The organism is Amycolatopsis sp. NPDC043885 (assembly GCF_056435685.1).
Genome location: NZ_JBWKEA010000005.1, coordinates 132,999 through 151,737, shown reverse-complemented (window position 1 = coordinate 151,737; position 18,739 = coordinate 132,999). Strand labels below are relative to the sequence as shown.

General features: G+C 63.2%; 18 protein-coding genes and 1 pseudogene. 11 read left to right on the top strand and 8 right to left on the bottom strand.

The genetic code is table 11. The features are described from left to right. Positions 1-170: 170 nt before the first annotated feature. Both ligD and AC069I_RS18105 read right to left on the bottom strand, forming a co-directional pair. A complete protein-coding gene (gene ligD, locus AC069I_RS18110) occupies positions 171-443 on the bottom strand; it encodes a non-homologous end-joining DNA ligase LigD (RefSeq protein WP_478265895.1) in 273 nt (90 codons plus the stop codon). Continuing rightward, on the bottom strand, positions 440-763 hold the full coding sequence (locus tag AC069I_RS18105) for a hypothetical protein (protein WP_478266126.1): 324 nt from the start codon (positions 761-763) through the stop codon (positions 440-442). Before AC069I_RS18105 ends, ligD begins: the two co-directional genes overlap by 4 nt. Positions 764-929: 166 nt before the next feature. Here AC069I_RS18105 and AC069I_RS18100 point away from each other — a divergent pair, with 166 nt between their 5' ends. Next, positions 930-1,556 (top strand): GIY-YIG nuclease family protein, encoded by a 627-nt coding sequence (locus AC069I_RS18100; RefSeq protein WP_478265894.1) that lies wholly within the window; start codon positions 930-932, stop codon positions 1,554-1,556. Positions 1,557-1,872: 316 nt separating this feature from the next. On the opposite strand, the gene AC069I_RS18095 is transcribed toward AC069I_RS18100, so the two are convergent. Further along, entirely contained in the window at positions 1,873-2,427 is a 555-nt protein-coding gene (locus AC069I_RS18095; protein WP_478265893.1) for a hypothetical protein, read from the bottom strand. A 100-nt stretch (positions 2,428-2,527) separates the two neighbouring features. Between AC069I_RS18095 and AC069I_RS18090 the strand changes: the two genes are divergently transcribed. From AC069I_RS18090 to AC069I_RS18055, 8 genes are all read left to right on the top strand, one after another. After that, positions 2,528-3,286 (top strand): DddA-like double-stranded DNA deaminase toxin, encoded by a 759-nt coding sequence (locus tag AC069I_RS18090; RefSeq protein ID WP_478265892.1) that lies wholly within the window; start codon positions 2,528-2,530, stop codon positions 3,284-3,286. After that, on the top strand, positions 3,280-3,702 hold the full coding sequence (locus tag AC069I_RS18085; protein ID WP_478265891.1) for an Imm1 family immunity protein: 423 nt from the start codon (positions 3,280-3,282) through the stop codon (positions 3,700-3,702). The genes AC069I_RS18090 and AC069I_RS18085 overlap by 7 nt, the downstream gene beginning before the upstream one ends. Before the next feature lie 283 nt (positions 3,703-3,985). Continuing rightward, complete coding sequence (locus AC069I_RS18080; RefSeq protein WP_478265890.1) at positions 3,986-4,399, top strand: Imm1 family immunity protein; 414 nt, start codon at positions 3,986-3,988, stop codon at positions 4,397-4,399. 125 nt (positions 4,400-4,524) lie between these two features. Further along, positions 4,525-5,445, top strand: coding sequence for a hypothetical protein (locus tag AC069I_RS18075; RefSeq protein WP_478265889.1), 921 nt, complete (start codon positions 4,525-4,527; stop codon positions 5,443-5,445). 374 nt (positions 5,446-5,819) lie between these two features. Further along, entirely contained in the window at positions 5,820-6,656 is an 837-nt protein-coding gene (locus AC069I_RS18070; RefSeq protein WP_478265888.1) for a hypothetical protein, read from the top strand. 10 nt (positions 6,657-6,666) lie between these two features. Continuing rightward, positions 6,667-6,834, top strand: a complete 168-nt coding sequence (locus AC069I_RS18065; RefSeq protein ID WP_478265887.1) for a hypothetical protein — start codon at positions 6,667-6,669, stop codon at positions 6,832-6,834. 94 nt (positions 6,835-6,928) lie between these two features. After that, positions 6,929-8,461 carry a hypothetical protein gene (locus AC069I_RS18060; RefSeq protein ID WP_478265886.1) on the top strand — a complete coding sequence of 511 codons (1,533 nt, stop codon included), beginning with the start codon at positions 6,929-6,931 and terminating at the stop codon, positions 8,459-8,461. 39 nt (positions 8,462-8,500) lie between these two features. Further along, the gene (locus AC069I_RS18055) at positions 8,501-9,076 is read left to right on the top strand and encodes a DUF4238 domain-containing protein (RefSeq protein WP_478266125.1); all 576 of its coding nucleotides are present in this window, start codon (positions 8,501-8,503) and stop codon (positions 9,074-9,076) included. Positions 9,077-9,082: 6 nt separating this feature from the next. Here AC069I_RS18055 and AC069I_RS18050 read toward each other — a convergent pair whose 3' ends face one another. Both AC069I_RS18050 and AC069I_RS18045 read right to left on the bottom strand, forming a co-directional pair. Continuing rightward, positions 9,083-10,666, bottom strand: coding sequence for a recombinase family protein (locus AC069I_RS18050; protein ID WP_478265885.1), 1,584 nt, complete (start codon positions 10,664-10,666; stop codon positions 9,083-9,085). A 34-nt stretch (positions 10,667-10,700) separates the two neighbouring features. After that, positions 10,701-10,898: a hypothetical protein gene (locus AC069I_RS18045; RefSeq protein WP_478265884.1), complete on the bottom strand. Its 198-nt coding sequence runs from the start codon at positions 10,896-10,898 to the stop codon at positions 10,701-10,703. Positions 10,899-11,169: 271 nt separating this feature from the next. Here AC069I_RS18045 and AC069I_RS18040 point away from each other — a divergent pair, with 271 nt between their 5' ends. Both AC069I_RS18040 and AC069I_RS18035 read left to right on the top strand, forming a co-directional pair. Beyond that, a complete protein-coding gene (locus tag AC069I_RS18040) occupies positions 11,170-11,766 on the top strand; it encodes a hypothetical protein (protein WP_478265883.1) in 597 nt (198 codons plus the stop codon). Positions 11,767-11,902: 136 nt separating this feature from the next. Continuing rightward, entirely contained in the window at positions 11,903-12,457 is a 555-nt protein-coding gene (locus tag AC069I_RS18035) for a hypothetical protein (protein ID WP_478265882.1), read from the top strand. A 202-nt stretch (positions 12,458-12,659) separates the two neighbouring features. Here the strand turns inward: AC069I_RS18035 and AC069I_RS18030 are convergent. From AC069I_RS18030 to AC069I_RS18020, 3 genes and pseudogenes are all read right to left on the bottom strand, one after another. Further along, positions 12,660-13,253 (bottom strand): annotated as a pseudogene (locus tag AC069I_RS18030) (RNA polymerase sigma factor); the annotation flags it as partial. 27 nt (positions 13,254-13,280) lie between these two features. After that, positions 13,281-16,436 (bottom strand): hypothetical protein, encoded by a 3,156-nt coding sequence (locus AC069I_RS18025; protein WP_478265881.1) that lies wholly within the window; start codon positions 16,434-16,436, stop codon positions 13,281-13,283. Next, a complete protein-coding gene (locus AC069I_RS18020) occupies positions 16,433-18,691 on the bottom strand; it encodes a glutathione S-transferase family protein (RefSeq protein ID WP_478265880.1) in 2,259 nt (752 codons plus the stop codon). Before AC069I_RS18020 ends, AC069I_RS18025 begins: the two co-directional genes overlap by 4 nt. Between the last annotated feature and the right edge of the window lie 48 nt (positions 18,692-18,739).

Sequence of the window (18,739 nt, the reverse complement as noted above, 5' to 3'; positions counted from 1 at the left end):
TCCGCGTCGACCCGCCACTATCAACGGCGGTAGCCCGCCTCCTGGTAGGAGGTCGCGCGTCGCCTTTCACGTGGTGCTCTTTCGTCCGGCGGCTTGCCGCCTCATCGCATGGGCACTCGCCATCACGACTGCAGGAACATCAACATTCCAGCCTTCGGCCGCTGGGAGCCTCAGTCGCGGGGGAGCGGCGCCCGGGTCCGGTCGAGGCCCGCGAACAGGTCGCCGTGCTCGGCGACGCGTTCCAGGACGTCGTCGGCGGTAAACACGAGCTGGTCCGGGCGACAGCAGGCGCGTACTTCAGCCCAGGTGACAGGCGTGGCGACGGTCGGCTGGTCGCGGCCGCGCAGGGAGTACGGCGTGATGGTGGTCTTGGCTGGATTGTTCTGCGACCAGTCGATGAATACCCGCCCCGTACGCTGCGCCTTCGCCATCACCGAGGTCACCTGATCCGGTGTCTCGCGCGCCAGGTGCTGAGCCAGGTGCTGCGCGTAGGCCGACGGCGCGGCCGGGTCCTCATGTCGATCGCGCAGTACAGCTGCATGCCTTTCGACCCGGACGTCGTGGCGAAGGCGGTGAGGCCGTCGTCAACGAGTTCGTGCTGGAGGCGTTGGCGACCCGGCAGCAGTCCACAAGGGATGTCGCGGGTCGGGGGTCGAGGTCGAACACCAGCCGGTCCGGCGGACGGCGCGACGGTGGCGGGGCCGGGGTCGACAGTGTATCGCGGGACGTGGATCTCCAGGGCGGCCATGTCTGCCGCCCACACCAGCGCGGCCAGCTCCTCGAACAGCGGAAATTCGATCGGCTTGCCGCGTGCGCCGTGACGGCTAGGATCTGTCCTGCCGGGAGGTCGCCACCAGACGGTCACCGGTCGTTCGTGTCGGCGGCTGCCGGACACGGATTTTGTCGGAGGGCAGCCGTACGGTGCCTCCGTGACTCACACGACAACCGCGCCGAACCTACGATCGGCGACCACGCCGTCTTCCACGGGGCACCTCTACGTGATTCAGTTCAGCAACAACGTGATCAAGGTCGGCAGGTGCGGCGATCTTCGACGGCGCAGCGAGGAGCACCGGCGAGACGCTGCCCGGTATGACGTCACTATCGTGCACGAATGGTGTTCGCTGCTCGTGGAGGGTGTCCGGGTTCGCGAGCGGAACCTGCTCAAGGCGCTTGGTCAGCTGGGGGATCGAACCGGTGGTGGGCGCGAGTACTTCCGCGACATTCCGTTCGCGATCGCGGTGGCGCAGGCAGAACGGGCGGACCGGCTACCGGTGGAGAAATGCTGCTGTGGGAAGTGTGTTGCGCCGACCACCATGGACTTGACCGTGCAGGTAGCGGAGGACCTTGAGCCGGAGGGCGTCGTTGGTGTCCCCTTGCGTTTGAGCTGCGGGGCTGTCATTCGTGCGTTGGTGCACAACGATGACCGTGACGAGGAGTTTCAGGTGAATGAAGAATTCGAGGCCGAATTCGATGGGGTCAGGCTGTGGGACGGCCTCTGGAGCGTTTACGTGAACTCGGACATACGACCTGGACGACGCCAGGGCATTCTGCGGTAGCCGCGACGCCGCTGGACATGTGCAGTGGTCACTGTGGGTGTGAGTGGATTGTTGCGCCCACCTGTGGTACTTGCCATGGTCGCCACGACGACCTTCGCCGATGTCGAGGTGGACCTGTCCGGGGCGTGATCATCTCAGGGTAGCGCGGCCCAGCAGCCGTACCGTGTGACGAGGAACCGACAGTTTCGGTCAGCGGGGGTGCTACCGAGTTCGCGAAAGGTGCGGCGCCACGCGCGGCAGCACCGGGGCGGTCTGGGGGCCACCACCCTCTGGTGATTCCGACCCCCTACCTGGGCTCTTTCATTGCCCGGGATCGCTACGAGTCGTTGGCATCGTTCGGTCCTGGCAGGAGCGTGGCGTGCTTCATCTCCCGCCTGAACCGCTTGGCGACGTGCTGGACGCGGCGGCTGCGCCACTTTGGCTCGAACGACTCGACACCGAGGTCTTCACGAATCGCCGTGAGCGCAAGTTTGTGAACGGCCCGCTCGTGCGTCCGTAGGCGGGCACGCTCCTCTGCGGTGGCTTCGCTCCACGAGAGAAGTTGTCGGATGCACTCGCGGTACTCCTCAAGCGCGCCGAGGACCATGTCGCTGGCGAAGACCTGCATGTCCTCTTCGAGGCGTGCCAGCTCTACGTAAAGGTCATTGACGTCCGGCGTACGCGGGTCATCCTCTCCTCGGAAAAGCGAGGCATTGCGTGTCATCACGTTCAAGTAGGCGAGGTAGAGGTCGTAGCGACGCTCGATCAGCCGTGACAGATGGACGTTTGACCTGTTCTTGCGCTCACGAAGGCTTGTCAACCCGGCAGTGACGAGCACGCCGAGCAAGGTGAGGCCGCCACCGGCGAGGGCGGCGATGAACTGGTCCGTCATCTCGCAGACGGTATCGAATGATGCCCTTGACCTGCGTGAATGGTCCCGCGTGTCGATCTCCGGGGTAGCCTCCCGTCGGGCGACGCTCTGGGGAGGGGCCGTGGGTTTGGTTGAGGAGATCGCGGCGGGGGTGCGAACGGCGGTCGCCAAGGCGAGGGCGGCTCTCGCCGCTCTCAAGCTCGCTGACCAGAGGCTTGAAGAAGCTGGTGTGAAGTGGTCGGAGCTCGCGGCTGGTGTCTCTGATCCCGACTTCACCAGGTTGCCGGGCTTGCACGCCGAGGTGAAGTCCGCCTCGGAGACGGTCACCACCCAGATAGGGCAGTCGTCCGATCTGCTCGACGGATATCTCCGCGACTTGGGAGTGCCGGCGGAGTCCACGTCGGCTGGAGCTTCTGGCCAGTCCACTCCTCCTGGTCCAGCCACTTCGTCCAGTGACCAGGACGAGGACGCCGAGACAGATGATGACCTGGTCGAGCAGGCGCGGCGGGAGTTACCACCGCGGGTGACACGCGGCCGCGGGATCAAGACGCAGGGACGCTGGTTCGCGCCTGGTAAAACTATGGCGCCGATCAGCAGCGGCCGGGACAAGTACACGGACCAGATCAACGAGGTTTTGGCGGACGCGGGATGCCCCTACGTGCCGGTAACGGTAGCAGCGGACGTGGAACTCAAGATCGCCGCCGAGATGCGCGACAAGGGCATCACCGAAGCCACGGTGGTCATCAACAACACTCCGTGCGAAGGGCCGGCCAGCTGCGACGCGCTGCTCGGAGTGGTGTTGCCGAAGGGGAGCACGTTGACGGTTCACGGGACCGGCGGGTTCACGAAGACATACAGGGGAGGCGCCACGCCGTGGTGACATTGGAAGCGTTCTACGACCCGGGACCCGGATCGGGCTTCGTGCTCAGCACACCGGAACAGGTGGACGAACTGCTGGACCGCATGGTGTCCGAGTCAGCGGAGGAGTCGGTGGGACTGATGGCCCAGATCGGACGCGCAGAGGGCGACGGCTGGTCCACCGCGCTGCAGTTCGGCGTCCGCGCGGAACACTACGGCTTCGTCGGCTACATGGGCGGCAAGGGCGAACCGAGCGCGATCAGCGACAACGGAACCACATCGCCGGACATGATCGCCTACGACTATCAGTGCCATGAGCGCGAAGTGCCGAGCAGCGCGGAGATCGCGGTGGCGGACGTCCGGCGGGCGGTCCACGAGTACGTGGCCTCCGGCGGTGCCCGGCCCGCAACAGTGCGGTGGCGGGAAGTCTCGTTCTAGGCATCGTTGATTCCCGCTCGGTGTTCTTGACCGGCTCCGCCGGCTATCGGGTGGGCAATGGCAGGGTCGGATTATGGAATCCCGTGCGCTAGTTCTGGAGTCCAGGACTTCGACGAATCCACTTCGCCCCCTGCGGGCCCGTTGCCGTCATGGCCGCAACAGGGAGCCCCGGGACCCTGTGCGGAGCGAAGGCGGGCGGGCCGAGCATCGTACTGCCAGAGCACAGCACGATGACGGTCCACGGAACCCTCGGGTTCACGAAGACTTACGAGGGAGGCACGACGTGGCAGTGGTGAAAGCCTGGTACGACCCGTGCCAGCGTGAGCCGTTCGATCTGGCTGACGCGGCCCAAGTGGACGCTCTGCTGGACCGGATGCTGGCCGAGGCGATCGAGGCGCCGGTGGGCGTGATCGCCGAGCTGGCCCGGGAAGGCGAGGAGCACCGGTCGATCCTCCAGTTCGGGGTGCGCACGGACGAGGTCGGGTTCGTCGGCTGCATGGGCCGGGGCGAGGCGAGTGTGATCAGCACGTCGGGCGCGACGTCGTTGGAACCAGTGGCCTACGACTACCAGTCGCATGAACGCGTCGTGTCGAGTAACGCGGAGATCGCGTGGCCCGACGTTCGTAACGCAGTCCACGACTATGTGGCTTCGGGTGGCGCTCGCCCTGCCGCGGTGCGTAGGGAGGAAGTTCGATGACGAGGAGCCCGCTAGCCCAGTCTGTGCTGCAGCGAGGGATAGTTCGGACTGCTGACTGCGTTGTCCATGCCTGGATGAGAACTGTAGCGTTCAAGAAAGCCAGCCGACGTTTCTGGGGGGAATGAGTGACACAGAAAGTCCTTGACGAGGATCAAGCTAAGGCGCTGGCTTTCGTCGCAACAGCCAATCGAGGCGGTTATCGACCCTCTAGGGCCGAAGTGCAAGAGTGGCTAGTCAACCCACGTCCGAAGCGGGAACCTCGCCCGTCATCGGCTGTCGAGCGCAAGCTCCACCACTTGTTGGCGACGACCGTCCCAGACGAGTCAGACGAGCAGAGTAAACATTTTCTCAAGTTTCTGCGCACTACGACCACCTGGCAAGAGTTGAATGCCGATCTCTTACAAAGAGCATTCGAGCACTCGTACTCAGGTGTTGCCGAAGTGGAAGGATTTATCGACCATCTATTACGGCTCGGATGGCTTGAAGCTGAAAGTGACAGTTTGGGACTTACCCCCCTGGGTCGAGCACTTCTACGGAGCCAATACAGGGATGACCGCGACGACGCAGTTGAAGCAGTAGTCCTGGGCGCAAACGACGAACTGGCCTACCCAAAGCTGATCGGCAGGCTGGTGCGGGCGGGGAGCTGCCTGGTAATCGACCCATACCTACGCCTCGACCAGTTGGCCCCGTTGCTAAAGGCGACCAATGTCAGCAGGTTTCTTATTTCTGAGAATGTAAAAGAAGATGAACGGGCGAGCATGGCAACGTTGATCGATTCGGGGGTTGCCGATCGCCCCGTTGAGCTACGTTACGCGTCTCGCGGCGTTCTCCATGACCGCATGATTGTCGCCAGCGATTTTGTCGATACGATCGGCACTTCAATGAATACGGTCGGACGAGTGCATCCCACAGTACTCATTCCACTGCCGGAACTTGCAGCAGATGCCATGCGCCGGTACGCCGAGGGATGGTGGGACGCCGCAACGGTCGTAGCTTCGTACACTCCACAGCCACCTGCTGCGACCGAAACAGCGTCGGACACATAGCCGCCGCGCGCTCGGTTGCGCGACAGCTCAGCGGTGGCCGTTCCGGCCGCCCGGATTTGTCAGCCCGGATGCCGGTTGTGGCAGGGTTCGCAGAGTGGTCGAAGTCGATGCCAGGCATCGGGGTCGGCTACTCGGCGGGCGACGAGGGAGCGTCGGGTTTCGGGATGGTGGTCGTCCGCTAGGGCCCGTTGCAGGCATGCGCAGAGCCGATGTTCACGGAGGTAGGCAGCGCGGTCCTTCTGTTGTTCTCGACCGTAGCCGCATTGGACAGCAGAGCCGCGGGGCTGGTCGAGGTCGCGGCGTCATTCGTGCCGAACGGTCGGGCACAGTCCTCTGGGCTCTAGAACCAGAGTCGTGGCTGACAGGCTGTAGTGGTGACGAATCCGGTACTTCCTGGACTGTGGCTCGACTGGTGCGCTGTCACCGGGCATCCGGTCGACCGCCGAGACGACGCGGCGCTTGACCTCTTCGCCCGGCAGGCGGCGCCGTCACGAAAGCTGCTCGACGCACTGCGTCCACCACGGACCGCCGCGCCCAGCTGGCCGCCCGTGTTCCGCGAAGAGGAGTCCGTGCTCGAGCGGCTCGTCCGGGGTGGCTCCGCGCGGATCAACGACCCCGACATGGGGTGGATCGCGCGGCTGAGGTTGCGGAGGTTGTTGTTCGCCGCGGTGCTGCTGGCGCCGCCGGATCAGGGCGGTCTGGGCCTCAGCCGGGGCCAGGCCCACGACCTCACTGCGCAACGGCTGAGCAAGCTGCGTCCGGGCATCGGACGGGCTGACGAAGAAGCGTCGTGCCCGGCTTGCGCCGTGTGGTCGTGGCTGGACATCATCGGCACGAACAACGGCTGGTCGCAGGCGGCGCTCCGGGAACTGGGCCACCGCCGGGACGGAGCGACGGGGGAACGTCACCGTCATGAGCGCGACGACCCGAGCCCGGACTGGCTTGACTGGCCCGATCATCCGAACCTGCTGCCGGCGATCGACCAGTGGGGCTACGTCGACCGGTACGGCTCGATGCACCCGTCGTCGCTGTCGGGTCTGGTGCAGGCGATGGCGACTCTGATCGAGAGGCCCGACGTGCCGCGTTGTCACGTCGGGCCTCAGCGCACCGGCCGGGCGCGCAGTATTACCGCCGAGGAGGAGACTGCGATCCTCGCCCGGGCGGATGAGGTCAACGCCCGTGTCGCCCGGATCCTGGACGAGTACGGATAGAGTCGCCGCCATGGGATTCGACTGGGAGAGCGTCCTCGGCACGAGTGGAGCCGGACTCGATCAGGCCTACGACGCGGCGGCGTCAGCGGTCATGTACCCGGATCAGTTTGGGGTCGAGCCTGCCCGGCCGTTCCCGGTCGGGGATGAGCACGACGACGTCGACAGCTGCCACCCGTGAAAGTGGGGCAACTCGGATTCACGCCGCTGCCTTTCGTGGACGATGCGGTGCCGAGCGTGCTCATGGAGGCTGCGAGTGCGTCGGGCGGTGTTCGGTGACCGCGCTCGGGCGACTGGTCATCGCGCTGGCGCAGTTGCTGGAGGACGAGGAGCGCGAGGCCATCGGTCACCGTATCGCCGAGGGAGTACATGGCGGCGACATACGACGCTCAACCTCCGACGAGGACGCCGGCGACGAGCCGGATTGGGGTTACCTGTGGCGCGCCTTGCTGGGCGCGTCCGATCATGCGCACCGGATCGTGGCCCTGCTCGAGGCCGAGCAGATCACGTTCGATGTCTCGGCCATCACGAATGTGGCACAGGACCTTCGTTCGCAGATCAACGCGACGTATGCGCTGATGTGCCAGGCACACGCCCTGGACGGGCTCGCGCTGGCAGCAGATGCCTCGATAGAGGAAATCCGGACGCAATCAGCGCTGTATCGGGCCGCCCTGGTCGATGTCGATCTCGACTCGATGCGCCGGACCCCCGCACCTGATGCCGCGGAGTGGACGGTCGACGTCGACGAGCACGGCGGGTTCGTCGCCACGACGAACTCGGAGGTGGCCGATACCGGTCCGTGGAAGTTCTGGGGGAGTGCCGCGACCGCCGCGTCGGCGGCCCACACGCTGTCCTGGTTCTTCGACGATCAAGCACCGAACATCACGTTCGACCCACCGGAGTCCAGGAGGCCGCTGGCATCGAGCGGCACGAACGCTGACCGGTCTCCCGAAGGCCCTACTGTGTCGGAACTCTTGGCTCGTCGTGGCGCGATCTATGTCGAGCATGTGACCGCGGCTCAGCAAGCCCGCGACGCGCTTCGTCAGTATGGCGCCAATATTGAGGGGCTTCTTGCTGAGCGCGCCTGCCAGTTGAACGCCACCGACCCGCAGCGCTTGCGTCACTACAAGGCGCTCACCACGATCGCGCCCGGCGCGAACCATGATCATCTCGGGTTCGCCAATACGGTGATGTGGGTGCAGTCCCGGTTGGTGGTCGGCACCCGCCATCCGGTGTGGGGTGACTTCGGCGGGCACCGGGACGAGTCGCCCCTGGACATCGCCACTGGGCTGCTCGATGCCGACGACCTCGACGCGTTCACCGCCAAGTTCTTCTCGCCCACGATCGGCCTGATGATGGCTCCGGGCTGGACTGGACCGCTCTACCGTGTCGGCTCCGACGGCAACCACCGCGTCCACACGGCGCGGATTCTTGGCCTGCCCTGGCTGGCCGCCGCGGTCAAGGTCCAAGCACTGTGGCCATCGTCCGGGATCATCGATCTCCTCGACATGGACCCAGACGACGGTACAGAGATCGAGTCGTTCGAGCGGCGCATGCGAGACCGGACCGAGCTCGTCACAGGCCTGCTGCGCCGTGGTGTCATCGAGGGCGAGCTGACCGGTGACCGGGGCGAGACGCTACGGATTAACCGGCTGCCCGCGGCGTGGCTGCTGCACCGCGCCGAGTACGCCGCCACAGTCAACGCCATCTACGAAGACTGCTATCCCGGTGCCCTGGCCCAGCTGGGAATCCCGTTGGAGGCTGGCACGAATCCTGCCGCGTGGCGGCAGTGGCTCAGCGAGGCTTGACGCCCGTGACTACGAAGAGCAGGGCTCTTCCCCTGGAAGATCCACAATTACGATGGGGAGCTCGTAAGCGTTCCGCGGATCCATCACTACGTCCCACAGTTCCTGCTCAAGCGATTCGCCGACACTAATAAGCGGCTTCTCGTCCATCGGGCAGACACGACAGAGGAGCCGCGGTGGGCGCCGGTGAAGAAGACCGCTCAGACACTCGGTGGGCACACTTTGCACTGGCCTGATCGCGCACCCGACCACGTCAGCGTCGAGACCGGAATGGGACTCATCGAAACGGACATCGGCTCGGTCGTCGCGTCCTTGCTGGCCAGCACAGTGATCACGCCCTCCGAGGTGCAGCGCGAGGTTCTCGGGTTCTTCATCGCACTGCGATCAGTGCGCAGGACCATCTCTGGCCCATTGATGGTCCTCTCGAAGGCGCCGTTGCGATCATCAAGAGGCATGCGGGATGCATCCACTGGGCCAGGGGAGACCTTGATAAGGCTTTGGCAAGACATGGAAAGGACCACGACACAGTGTTGGCCCAGTTTGCATCAAGTTGGTCCCGGTGAAGACCAGAACGGGACCCCGGTGAGGCCACAGTGTCCCTGTCGGTCGCACCAATAAACACGCTCAGGTGCTTGAATACGGGTCGTCGGCCCAGAGGCCAATCACTTCGAGACGTCCGGAGAGACCGTCCTTCTTCGTATCCGCGCGATGCACGTAGATCCGCTTAACGACCGAGCGTAGTGCCTCGTTCACCATGCCCGGGTCTGCGTGTGACCACATGGCGATCAAACCATTTAATGCGTCTAGAGACGGGGCCGGTGGCGCAGCGCCTGAAGTGCGCAATTTTTCCGACTTGGCTACGAGAGAGACGATTTCCGCTGTGATCTCATCCCGCTTTTCCCGGAACTCGGCTTGTAGCTCGTCAGTGTTTCCGTCGGCATCCAGGAATACATCAAGCAGCCGTTGGCGCCGTGCCTTAAGTCGCGCGATCTCAGTGTCCATGGCGTCGGCGTCCGCCATTGCCTTCTCGCGCTGCGATTGCTGAGCAAGGACCCTGGTGAACTCGTCTTCCTCTTGGGTGTTACGTATGAGCCAAGCGATCATAGTTTCCTCGGCGACGGATTTGCGAATCGCAACTGGCGATGGGCACAAAATAGTTGTCTGATTGCTGTGCTTATCCCGGCCGCACTCGTACCCTCTGAAGCGTCGACCTCGCTTCTTCGACCAATATATCCGCATCTTGCGATGGCATGTCCCGCAATATAACATCCCGGTGAGTTTTGTGGTCACGGCTGCTTCGCGCGGCGGGACATTTCGGGCGCGACGCTGGACGTATTGATCCCAGGTTGCTTCAGAGATTACCCGTTCGTGTGCGCCTGGGTAATATTCTACGAGATTCGGATTGTCGGTATTTGGGTCAACGTCACGTCGATCGATGATCAGAGCTGCGCCGAAACCTGAATCGAGGACCTTGCGGAGGGTTCTACTTGTAAAGCGGCTGCCTGCCGATGTGACGATTCCATTTTCATTCAGTTCGAAAACGAGTTTGGTGATCGTCTTGCCCGCTACAAACTCGTTGTAGCATTTGTGTAACCATGGCCCCGTCTTGGGATCGACAGTATAAACGAGACTGGGATCGTCGTCGCGGCCGACGTCGTCGTTTTTGATGTAGCCAAAGCGAGGACCTCCGTCATGGGGTAATCCTCTATTTCTACGATAGTCGTGAATATTGACCCAGGTTTCGCCGATCTGGTCAGACTGCAGCTGTGCAATAGCGAGCATCTGTGTTAGCGAAAAGCGCCCCATGGGCGTTTCGATGTCGTCAAGGTTCTCTGTCGCCGACGCGATGAAGCCTCCGGCCGCAAGGAGTGCCTGAACGTTAAGCATGGAGTCAATAAAGTTGCGTCCCCACCTGCTTACCTTCCAGACGAGAATCCCGTCAGCCTCACCTCGTCGGACACGGTCAATGCTGCGCGTGATTTGACGCTTGGTCATCTCTCGACCGGTTTTATCCAGGTCGCTGATGGGGTCCCCGACGATAATCAGTCCCTCGCGCTCCGCCCACTTCCGGCAGACTTCCACCTGGACCTCATCGGAGATGAGCGTGTCAGCTCGGTCGCCGATCTTCGATACCCGGATGTAGAGCAGGACCCGCATTCCCGGCTTCCACTGCTTGCGTCCACCGCCGGTACGCCTGGAACGCGTCACTGGTCACTCCGTCACGTGGTTGTGTCGATGCCGGCTAGGAAGCGGCCTCGCGATCGTCTGTAAGCCCGGCGACGCTGCTGATGCAGTCTCGTTGTGCCTCAGGGGGCAGGGCGGCCCAGGCTGTCGCCAGCTTCGCCCAGAAGTCTTTCCAGCAATCGCCCTCGGCCGGATGAGTGGTTCGGGCCACGGGATCTGCCGAGGCGGCGATCTTGCTCGGATGCTGGATGTCCATGATACCTACCCGATCTTCGGCCAGTCACTCGGCGCCTATGCGTATCAATACTCTATCCAATGATAAGTGTATTGTCAGTCGATAGAGCACCCAATGGTGAGCCTGAGGACCTGGTTGGGCGCTCAACCTGTAGCCGGAGGCGTGTTTCGGATCACGTGACAGGTGTCCGCCGAAGGGTTGCCGTGCGCGTTGGGCGCGACGGGCAACCTGTTGCAGCGGCATGGTCGCCACGGCCGGAGGGGGTTGGCACCTACTGGTCTACGATCCGTCAATGCCGTCGACCTCACCGACCGCTCTTGCCGTGTCGGACGCCATCAACCATCACCGTCAGCTGCGGCAACTGAGTTGCGACGAGCTGTCGCATTTCGTTTCGTTGCGCGGTCATCCGATTTCCGCCGAGGACATCAGGCAGATGGAGAACCGAGAGCGATCGGTCAGCGTTGACGAGCTCGTCGCATTCGCCTATGCACTTGACACGACTCCTGCGGTGTTACTGACACACGTTCCCATCGATCTTCCCGTCTCAGAGGGGCCGATGGCTACAGGCCTGCCAGCGGATGTCGGCGCCGCCGAGCTACGTGAGTGGATCGAAGGCAAGACAGGCTTGGACATGGACTCGCGAGTACGTTGGGCTGCGGACCGCGTCCGCCGCCTACGTGGATTGTCAGCACATCTACTGGATCAGCTGCAGGGCGCCTGGGCAGAGCTTCGTGAACTCGGAGAACCCGTGATGCACGAGGTAGATGGCCGCCCGGTTCGAGCGTTGCGAGACCGGATCAGGGATGGCGAATATGAGGTCACCCAGACCGATCTCGCACTGGCCCTTGCTGAGCAGCACTTCGACGGCTTGAGGAAGAGGCCCCATTGAGCCGCTCGACGTACGCATAACATGCGTGTGGGCCTTAGAGCTATCTGCAATACTTAACACCTGTGCGGAAGGTCGACGAACGGTCCGTCAGGTACGACGCCGATGGCCTTTGCTGGCTATTCTTGGGGAGGGTGACATGGTGGACACGGTCCAGGGCGTTCGCGGTTGCACGAAACGGTCTGCGGGCGTAGCCGCTCTAGTCGCTCTAGGCGGTCTTACGCTCACCGCGTGCGACGTTGGCGACCGTACCAGCGCCACCGGCGACAACGGGGAGCGTGCCGCCGGCACCTACATCAGCGTCGCCGAAGGCCAGCACGGCAATGTCGTGGTCATCGATGGAACCAAGATCACCTACCTCTCGCTGACCGCGAGCGAGAGGAAGAAGTGCGCGATGCTCACCAAGGCGTTCGCAGACATCGACTCTGGCAGCGTCGTCGGCAGCGGTCAGTCAACTGAAGGCATGTATACCGTCGAGTCAACCGGCACGATCGTCAATGAGAACACCTCGGTTATTTGGGATGACGACAACGGATCGGACGGGAGCGGAAGCAAAGCAGGCAGCGGCACCCTGTTGGTTCAGCCTGACATGATCACGCTCGAGTACATCTTCCACAAAGGCACAGAGAACGACACGCTAGTTCCTCGCGACAGCGACCGGGGAAAAGCAGCCCTGGCCAGGTACTGCGGCTGAGTCGTACCGGCCTACCCGGGTGACCGAATTGTCGTGAGAGTCCCTGCGAGCCCAGGTTCCCGGGACTTCTTTCGTCTGCTGGAACGCTCTCGTCTTGTGCAATGTCCAGTGGCCGCCGAGGGCGCGGCCGGGTAGTCCGGAGTGAGCGCAGCGTGGGGAGATGAGCTCACTGACATCGAAGGGACATCCGGGCCGCGGCTTCTTCCCGCAATTCGTCGGCGACCGAACGGCACGCCCGGCAGCCGCCTACATGCGAAGCGACGCGTGTGCTCTCCCGCAGGGTAAGTCCTGCTCGGATCCAAGCGCCAAGCTTCCCTGCTGCCGCGAAGCATTCGACAGGGAATCTGTCTTGCTTACGAACGTGCGCCTGGAGGTACGGTTGCCGTAGCCCTTCACGGGCGCGGTAGGCGAGCGCGGAGACCCCGTTCGCGGTCAGGCCCAGCAGCGGCGCGACCTCGGCGGGCGTCTGCCTTTCGATCTCGGTGTGCCATAGCACCGCCTGCCACCGCTCGGGCAGCCGGGCGAACGCCTTCGCGGCGAGCGTGCGCTCGAGCCCGGCGACGGCGGTGTCGGAGAAGGGGACGGTCAGCGCTTCGCCGACGGCGACGCCGACGTCGGACATGTCCTCGTTCAGGTCGACGCGCTTTTCCTTGCGCGTCTTGTCGTAGGCGGTGTGCCGGAGCGCGGTCAGCAGGTACGCGCGGAACGCGGCGTCGGGGCCTTTGCCGCCGCGCAGCGTGTCCAGCACTTTCGCGAAGGCTTCCGAAACGAGGTCGTCGGCCTCGGAACTGGAACGGAATGCGCCATGGGCGCAGGGACGCCGTCACTCGTCGGGCTTCTGCTGGTTTCCCTTCCGCAAGACAGTGTCCGACTGCGGCACGACCCGTGGACGGCTCTTCGCCAACCGCGGTGCGGATGATGGCTGGGACGGATCTCGCGGAATACCGAGTGGACGTTTGGCGGCCAGGTCGATGGGGCGCGTGGCCGCCGAACCGCCGGTGGAGGCAGATGTTGGGCTGCGTGTCGGCCTGTCCCCGATACTATCCCGCGTGGGGTTGCCACCTTTGGTGCTCTGCACGGGGCGACGTGTGCTCGTCGAACCTGCGCCGCCGGACGGTGCTTGCGGGCGCGGTCGCGGCGGGGCAGGCTGATCACTGTTTGACGGTTGGCCTCCGCTCATGCGGTCGGGATCCTGGACGCTGGGAGCTGGGCCGGATCGGAAGCGTTGCTGCTCAGCGGGGGTCCTACCCGGTTCGAGCGCTGGCGCGGAGTGGTATCCCAATCGTGAGAGGCCGCCGCGTCGATTCAGCGCCTGGGCCGTTTCCTTGTCCGATTGCATGGTCTTCCCGACGTCGCCGGCGAGTAGCAAGGGCCTGCCCTCGGGGACATCGCTGGCGGGGAGCCCCTTCGCGTCGCCGGCTCCACCCGGCGGGCTATGACCAGGTGTGCCTCCGCCAGGCTGACCCCCGTGTGGACCCGGCACGGTAAGCGCGCCACCGCCCAAGTCGCTCCCTGGACCGAGAGACAACCTCTCGGCCGCTGCGGTCAACGTCTTCGGATCGCCATTGGTACCACCGGCGTTCATCGACGGCACCGTCTCGCCGGTCTTGCTCGGCCGCGGGACCTTCCGGCCGGCGCCGCCGTTACCAAGGCCCGAGGCGAGCTTGCTACCCAGTGCCATGCCCGCGCCCGCACCAGCGCCCGACGCAAGCGCGGGAAGTATCCCGCTCTTGTTCGGCACCGGAGCCGTGTTCGTGTCGAGGAATTTGTCGACGAGTTTGGTGACTATCTCGTCCATGGCCTGTAACACGACTTTGCGTGCCCGCAGCAGGCCGAAGGTCACGCCGAGGATCAGCAGCGAAGAAACCAGGGTCAGAATCACCACGGCGATGCCTCCAAGCACCGCACTGCCGAAAAGCCCGCCCGGTTCCATGAGGTTCGACATCGGCCCTGCGATGACATCCGGAATGGAAATCAGGAACTCGGAGACGAACTGGTAGATGAACAAAGTGACCAGCACTTCAAGGATCAATGCAGTCGAGTAGACGATGACTTTGCTGATCGCCCCGATCGCACCCAAGGTCGCAAACGGGACAGCGGCGACCAGACTGAAGGTGCGCTTCACCGCGCCGACGAGCATACCGATGGCGTACCAGAAACCCAAGAGTGCGATCGACCCGAGCACGGTCGCTGCGTTCTGCCAGTACATGAAGCTCGCTGGCCCTGTACCTACCTGGCTCACGGCCATGTGGTTCTCGCGAGTGAATCCGCTCGTGGCGTTGTTCGACGAGTACATGGTGAGCGAGTCCGTGCCGAAGCCCGTGTTCAGGTAGTTGTACATGGACAGCGCCGACATGTTGCACGAGGCGGGTGCGTTGTTGGTCCAGACTGTGAAACCGCAGCCGCTCTTCGTGCCTGGTGTCGTGTAGGTCGTGACGTTCCCGCCCGGTGTGCTCGATGTCAGGCCGCCGTTGCCAACAGACAGAACAGGATGGTTAGTCGGGCCGTAGTCGGTGTCTTCCCCGAAGGCGTCTAGATCGCCATAGCCTTTTTTGTCAATGAACCATTCCTTCTTGTCATCCGTGTCGACGTCGAGCTTGGTGATGGAACTTTTGATCCCGGACTCGAAGTCCGACGCCGCTACCTCGGTGCCCGTGATGTAGTTGCCAATGATCCCGAACGTCCTGAATACGGCGTTGGCGTCGTCTGTCGCCGTGCGATCCACACTGGTTGTGCCTTCGCGCCAGGCTGCCTCGGCGTCGGTGGCCTTCTTCCCGGCAGTGATGCCGGCGTAGGTGCTGCCGTGTGACTGCTTGTTGATCGCCAGGGCAGTAGTGCGTACCGACATCAGCGCGTTCGAGCTGGCCTGTCCGTTGTCCCAGGCGATGTCCGCCTCGTCGGGTATCCCTAGACGGTCGTTCATGGCCCAGGCCTCGAAGTCCACGTACGTCGATAGCACCACCCTCGTTGGGCCTGAGTGCTGGCCCAGAAGCGAGTCGTCGAACTTGTCGAGCACGCCGGTGTACATCGAGCCGATCAGCGGTAAACCGACCCCGATGAAGAGGATGCGTACCAGGAGCTTCTTGATCGCCGAACCCCGGTCCATCTTCTTGAACAGCGTCAGACCGATTATCGTGACTCCGATGAACAACGGAATAAGCGCTTCCCAGGCGAGGCTTGTAAGCACGCCATACCAGTCATTGATCCAGTTCTGCAGGCCAGCGAGAGCCCCGCCGCCCGTATGGCAGGTCTCGGCGCCGAAACCATCGGTGGCGCACACCATGCCCTTGCCGAAGGTTTCGTTGACGGCGGAGACAGCCTGGTAGAACCACAGGAAGGGGTTGATGATCTTGAGGAGCTGAATGATCAGAAAGAACAGCGTACCCACTGCCAGCGCAAGCGCGTACAGCACCCAGATCACCGACCCGCCGATCATGCCCACGATCTGGCCGCCGATCCCGGAGGACATCGTGTCCAGCCCAAGGTCGGCGTTCGTCGCACCGAAGTGGGCGTAGTCCAGCATGCCCGCGTAGATGTCAGCACCGTCGCCATCCGCGGCTTTGAGTGTCCCGTACCCCACGGTTTGTGAGGAGCCCGAGATCTCGGCGAAAAGCCAGCCGATGATGTCGCCGATACTGAATTCGGGGTCGGCGTAGCCGAGCATGTCCCCACCGGTCGCCGGCCTTCCTGTGACGGTTCGCCAATCGGCGGTCATCCGGTCTTGAGGGTCACTTTCACCCTCGGGCGAGTTCTCCTGACTGAAATACGTCGAGGCGTTCGACGCCAGCTGGTAGAGCGAGTAGTTGTCGCGCTCCTCGTTGGATTTGTCGTCGGCCGACGCCGGTGTCGCGAGCAGCAGCAGGGATACGGCAACCAGCATCGCAAGCAGCACGACGACGAGTACACGGCAACGTCCGTGGTGGGCGCTGCTCCAGGCTGGGTATGGTGTTGGCGGCACGGGCCTGGTGAGGGTGTTCATGGTGCGTCCTCTGTCGCTCGCGTCAGTGGTGTCGACGGCATCGTCTTCTCGGGTTGCGGACCCGTCGCCTCGTCTCCGATGGACTTCCTCGGGGCGTTGTCATTCCGGTGTGCGCGCGGATTGCGGTCGTACGGTCCCTTACCAACAGCGGGCTTCCGGATACTGGTGAGGTTCGCGCCAGCGACCGGCTTCCGGCGCATGATTGCGTCAACCCTCGCCGTCTCGTCGGTCTTGGCCGCTTCACGCCAAACCTGCCTGCGCTGGGCCTCGCGGTGCGGATTGACTCCCAGCGCCAGGTCGAGGTGAAAGACCACGTTGGACACGCCTCGGCGGAGAAAGGTGAGGTTCGCGCCTTTGGTGGTGATGAGATGGGCCAGATCGGGCGGAATCCGCTGATGCATCTGCCGCTGGTACTCCGTCACCGTCCGATCACGCATCGGGCCGAGCAAGGTGTAGTCGGCGGCGTCGAACGTGTTGAAATCAGAGTCGGCGAGCATCTTGTCGACGTCGTTGTAGCTGTAGACCACCCGGCTGCCGCGTTCGTGCATGCGATCGAACTGCGCCCGCAGGTATCCCTTAACCCGGTTGTCGATCAGTTCGGTGCCGTGGATGACGAGGGTGTCGCCGCGCCCCAGCGTGCCGACCGCGAAGCCGACGATGTTGACCAACTGTGCCATGGCCACCCCGATGCCACGACGCAGCAGACGTGAGAAGTCGTACAGCACGCGCTGGGAGTCCCGTACTGCGTCCACGGTGTTCGCGGTGTGGTTGTTGAACAGGTCGCCATTCGTGCTCAGCATCGTGTTACCGATGCCGCGGAGCACGTTGTACGCCCGAAGTTGGTCGGGGTCTGTCTTCGAGGAACTGAGCAGGGTCTTGTGAGCTGTCGCTAGATAGGCGACGAACATTTGCAGGCGCGGCACCTGTGTGTGGGGGATGTTGACTACGCGCAAGCTGTCGCGGTGTTCTTTTGCATTATGACGCCACATGCCTTGCTCAACGTAGAAGTCTGTTGCCGTGTCCTCGAGCGCGCTGCGGATGATCGATCCGATAGCACCGTCGGTCGTCTCGTAGAGTTGCTCGAACATCAGCTTCAGTTTCTCCATGTGCGCTGAGAACACGGCGAGTTCATCCGTTTCCTCACCGAACATTTCAAACATGTTCACGTCGCCCGCGCTGAGATCGACGCGAGAGGTGATGCGCTCAAACCCAGGGCCGAGCTTGTCGAGATCTGCTCCGTCGAGAACGAGGTGGACGACCTTGCCATTACCGAGCAGGCACGCCTGTGAGATCTTAGAGCACCACATGTTCGAGATGCGCTGACGCTCGAGGTAGTCGCTGAAGGTTGCATCGGCGACGACGAGATGGTGGTGGAAGGCGTTGACGTCCATGAGGACGGCCGAGTTGTTCACGTCACCGACCATGTAGCCGACATACTCGCCGCCACGGTCGTTGAGACCGTTGGTCACGAGCGAGTACGACCCGGCTAGCTCGGTCGAGGTGAAATGGAATCCCTTGCCGCGTTTCTTGTCGTTATCCTTCCAGAGGCTGGAGAGTTCCTGGCGTTGCTCCCCGGCATAGGGCGCAGCCTTGAGTGTCCCGAAGCGATCAACGTAAAGCCGGGTGATCCGGTCGATCGAATCGTCGAGAGCTTGAAGAGACGGGGACTTGATGAAGAGCCTGTCCTGCACTGATAAGTAACTCGCACCGTCCTGGATTTCGGCAATGGTGACTTCCAGATCAGAGGAAATCTTTGCCGCTTTCCGTCGCGACGAGGTCGTGCCAGCCTCCTCCTGCTCCAACGCATCCAACCTGTCGAGCTTCTCGGACTGCCTGGTGAACGAGTCGACCCACTTGTCCTCCATTCGTCGCACCTGCTCGAGGACGACTGCGGTGACACAGTCGTCCAGGCCGTCCGGGATTCGGTCGATGCCCCAGAAGGCCGCGAAGTTGTCGTGCGCGGCGTCGTCGTGGAAATAAGCAAGCACACACGCGAACGAGCCATCGACCTGGAAGTAGTCGGAGCGAAAGAGGTATCTCTCCTTCGGCTTGAGTGCCAGCAAGTGAGGATACGTCTGAAAGTTGCCGGCCAGCTTTTTCGTGGTCTGGCGGCGCTGCCACCAGCTTTTCCTTTTCGTCGACGTTTCACCGGCCTCCGTGCTACCTGTGGGATCCGGCTGCGGCAGGTCCGCCCCGGTGCGGTCTGGTGGAGCCAGCTTCCCCGGCCCGCGCAGCTGAGCATGGATTTTCCGCATCCGAACCATCGTGTCCTTCGCTCCTCGCCGATCCGGCAGTGGGTGCAG

What these genes read in the sequence shown, in the direction of transcription:
- AC069I_RS18095 (WP_478265893.1), bottom strand. Translation starts at nt 2,427, where the DNA reads ATGACGGACCAGTTCATCGCCGCCCTCGCCGGTGGCGGCCTCACCTTG.
- AC069I_RS18065 (WP_478265887.1), top strand. Translation starts at nt 6,667, where the DNA reads ATGGGATTCGACTGGGAGAGCGTCCTCGGCACGAGTGGAGCCGGACTC.
- AC069I_RS18045 (WP_478265884.1), bottom strand. Translation starts at nt 10,898, where the DNA reads ATGGACATCCAGCATCCGAGCAAGATCGCCGCCTCGGCAGATCCCGTG.
- AC069I_RS18040 (WP_478265883.1), top strand. Translation starts at nt 11,170, where the DNA reads ATGCCGTCGACCTCACCGACCGCTCTTGCCGTGTCGGACGCCATCAAC.
- AC069I_RS18035 (WP_478265882.1), top strand. Translation starts at nt 11,903, where the DNA reads ATGGTGGACACGGTCCAGGGCGTTCGCGGTTGCACGAAACGGTCTGCG.
- AC069I_RS18025 (WP_478265881.1), bottom strand. Translation starts at nt 16,436, where the DNA reads ATGAACACCCTCACCAGGCCCGTGCCGCCAACACCATACCCAGCCTGG.
- AC069I_RS18020 (WP_478265880.1), bottom strand. Translation starts at nt 18,691, where the DNA reads ATGCGGAAAATCCATGCTCAGCTGCGCGGGCCGGGGAAGCTGGCTCCA.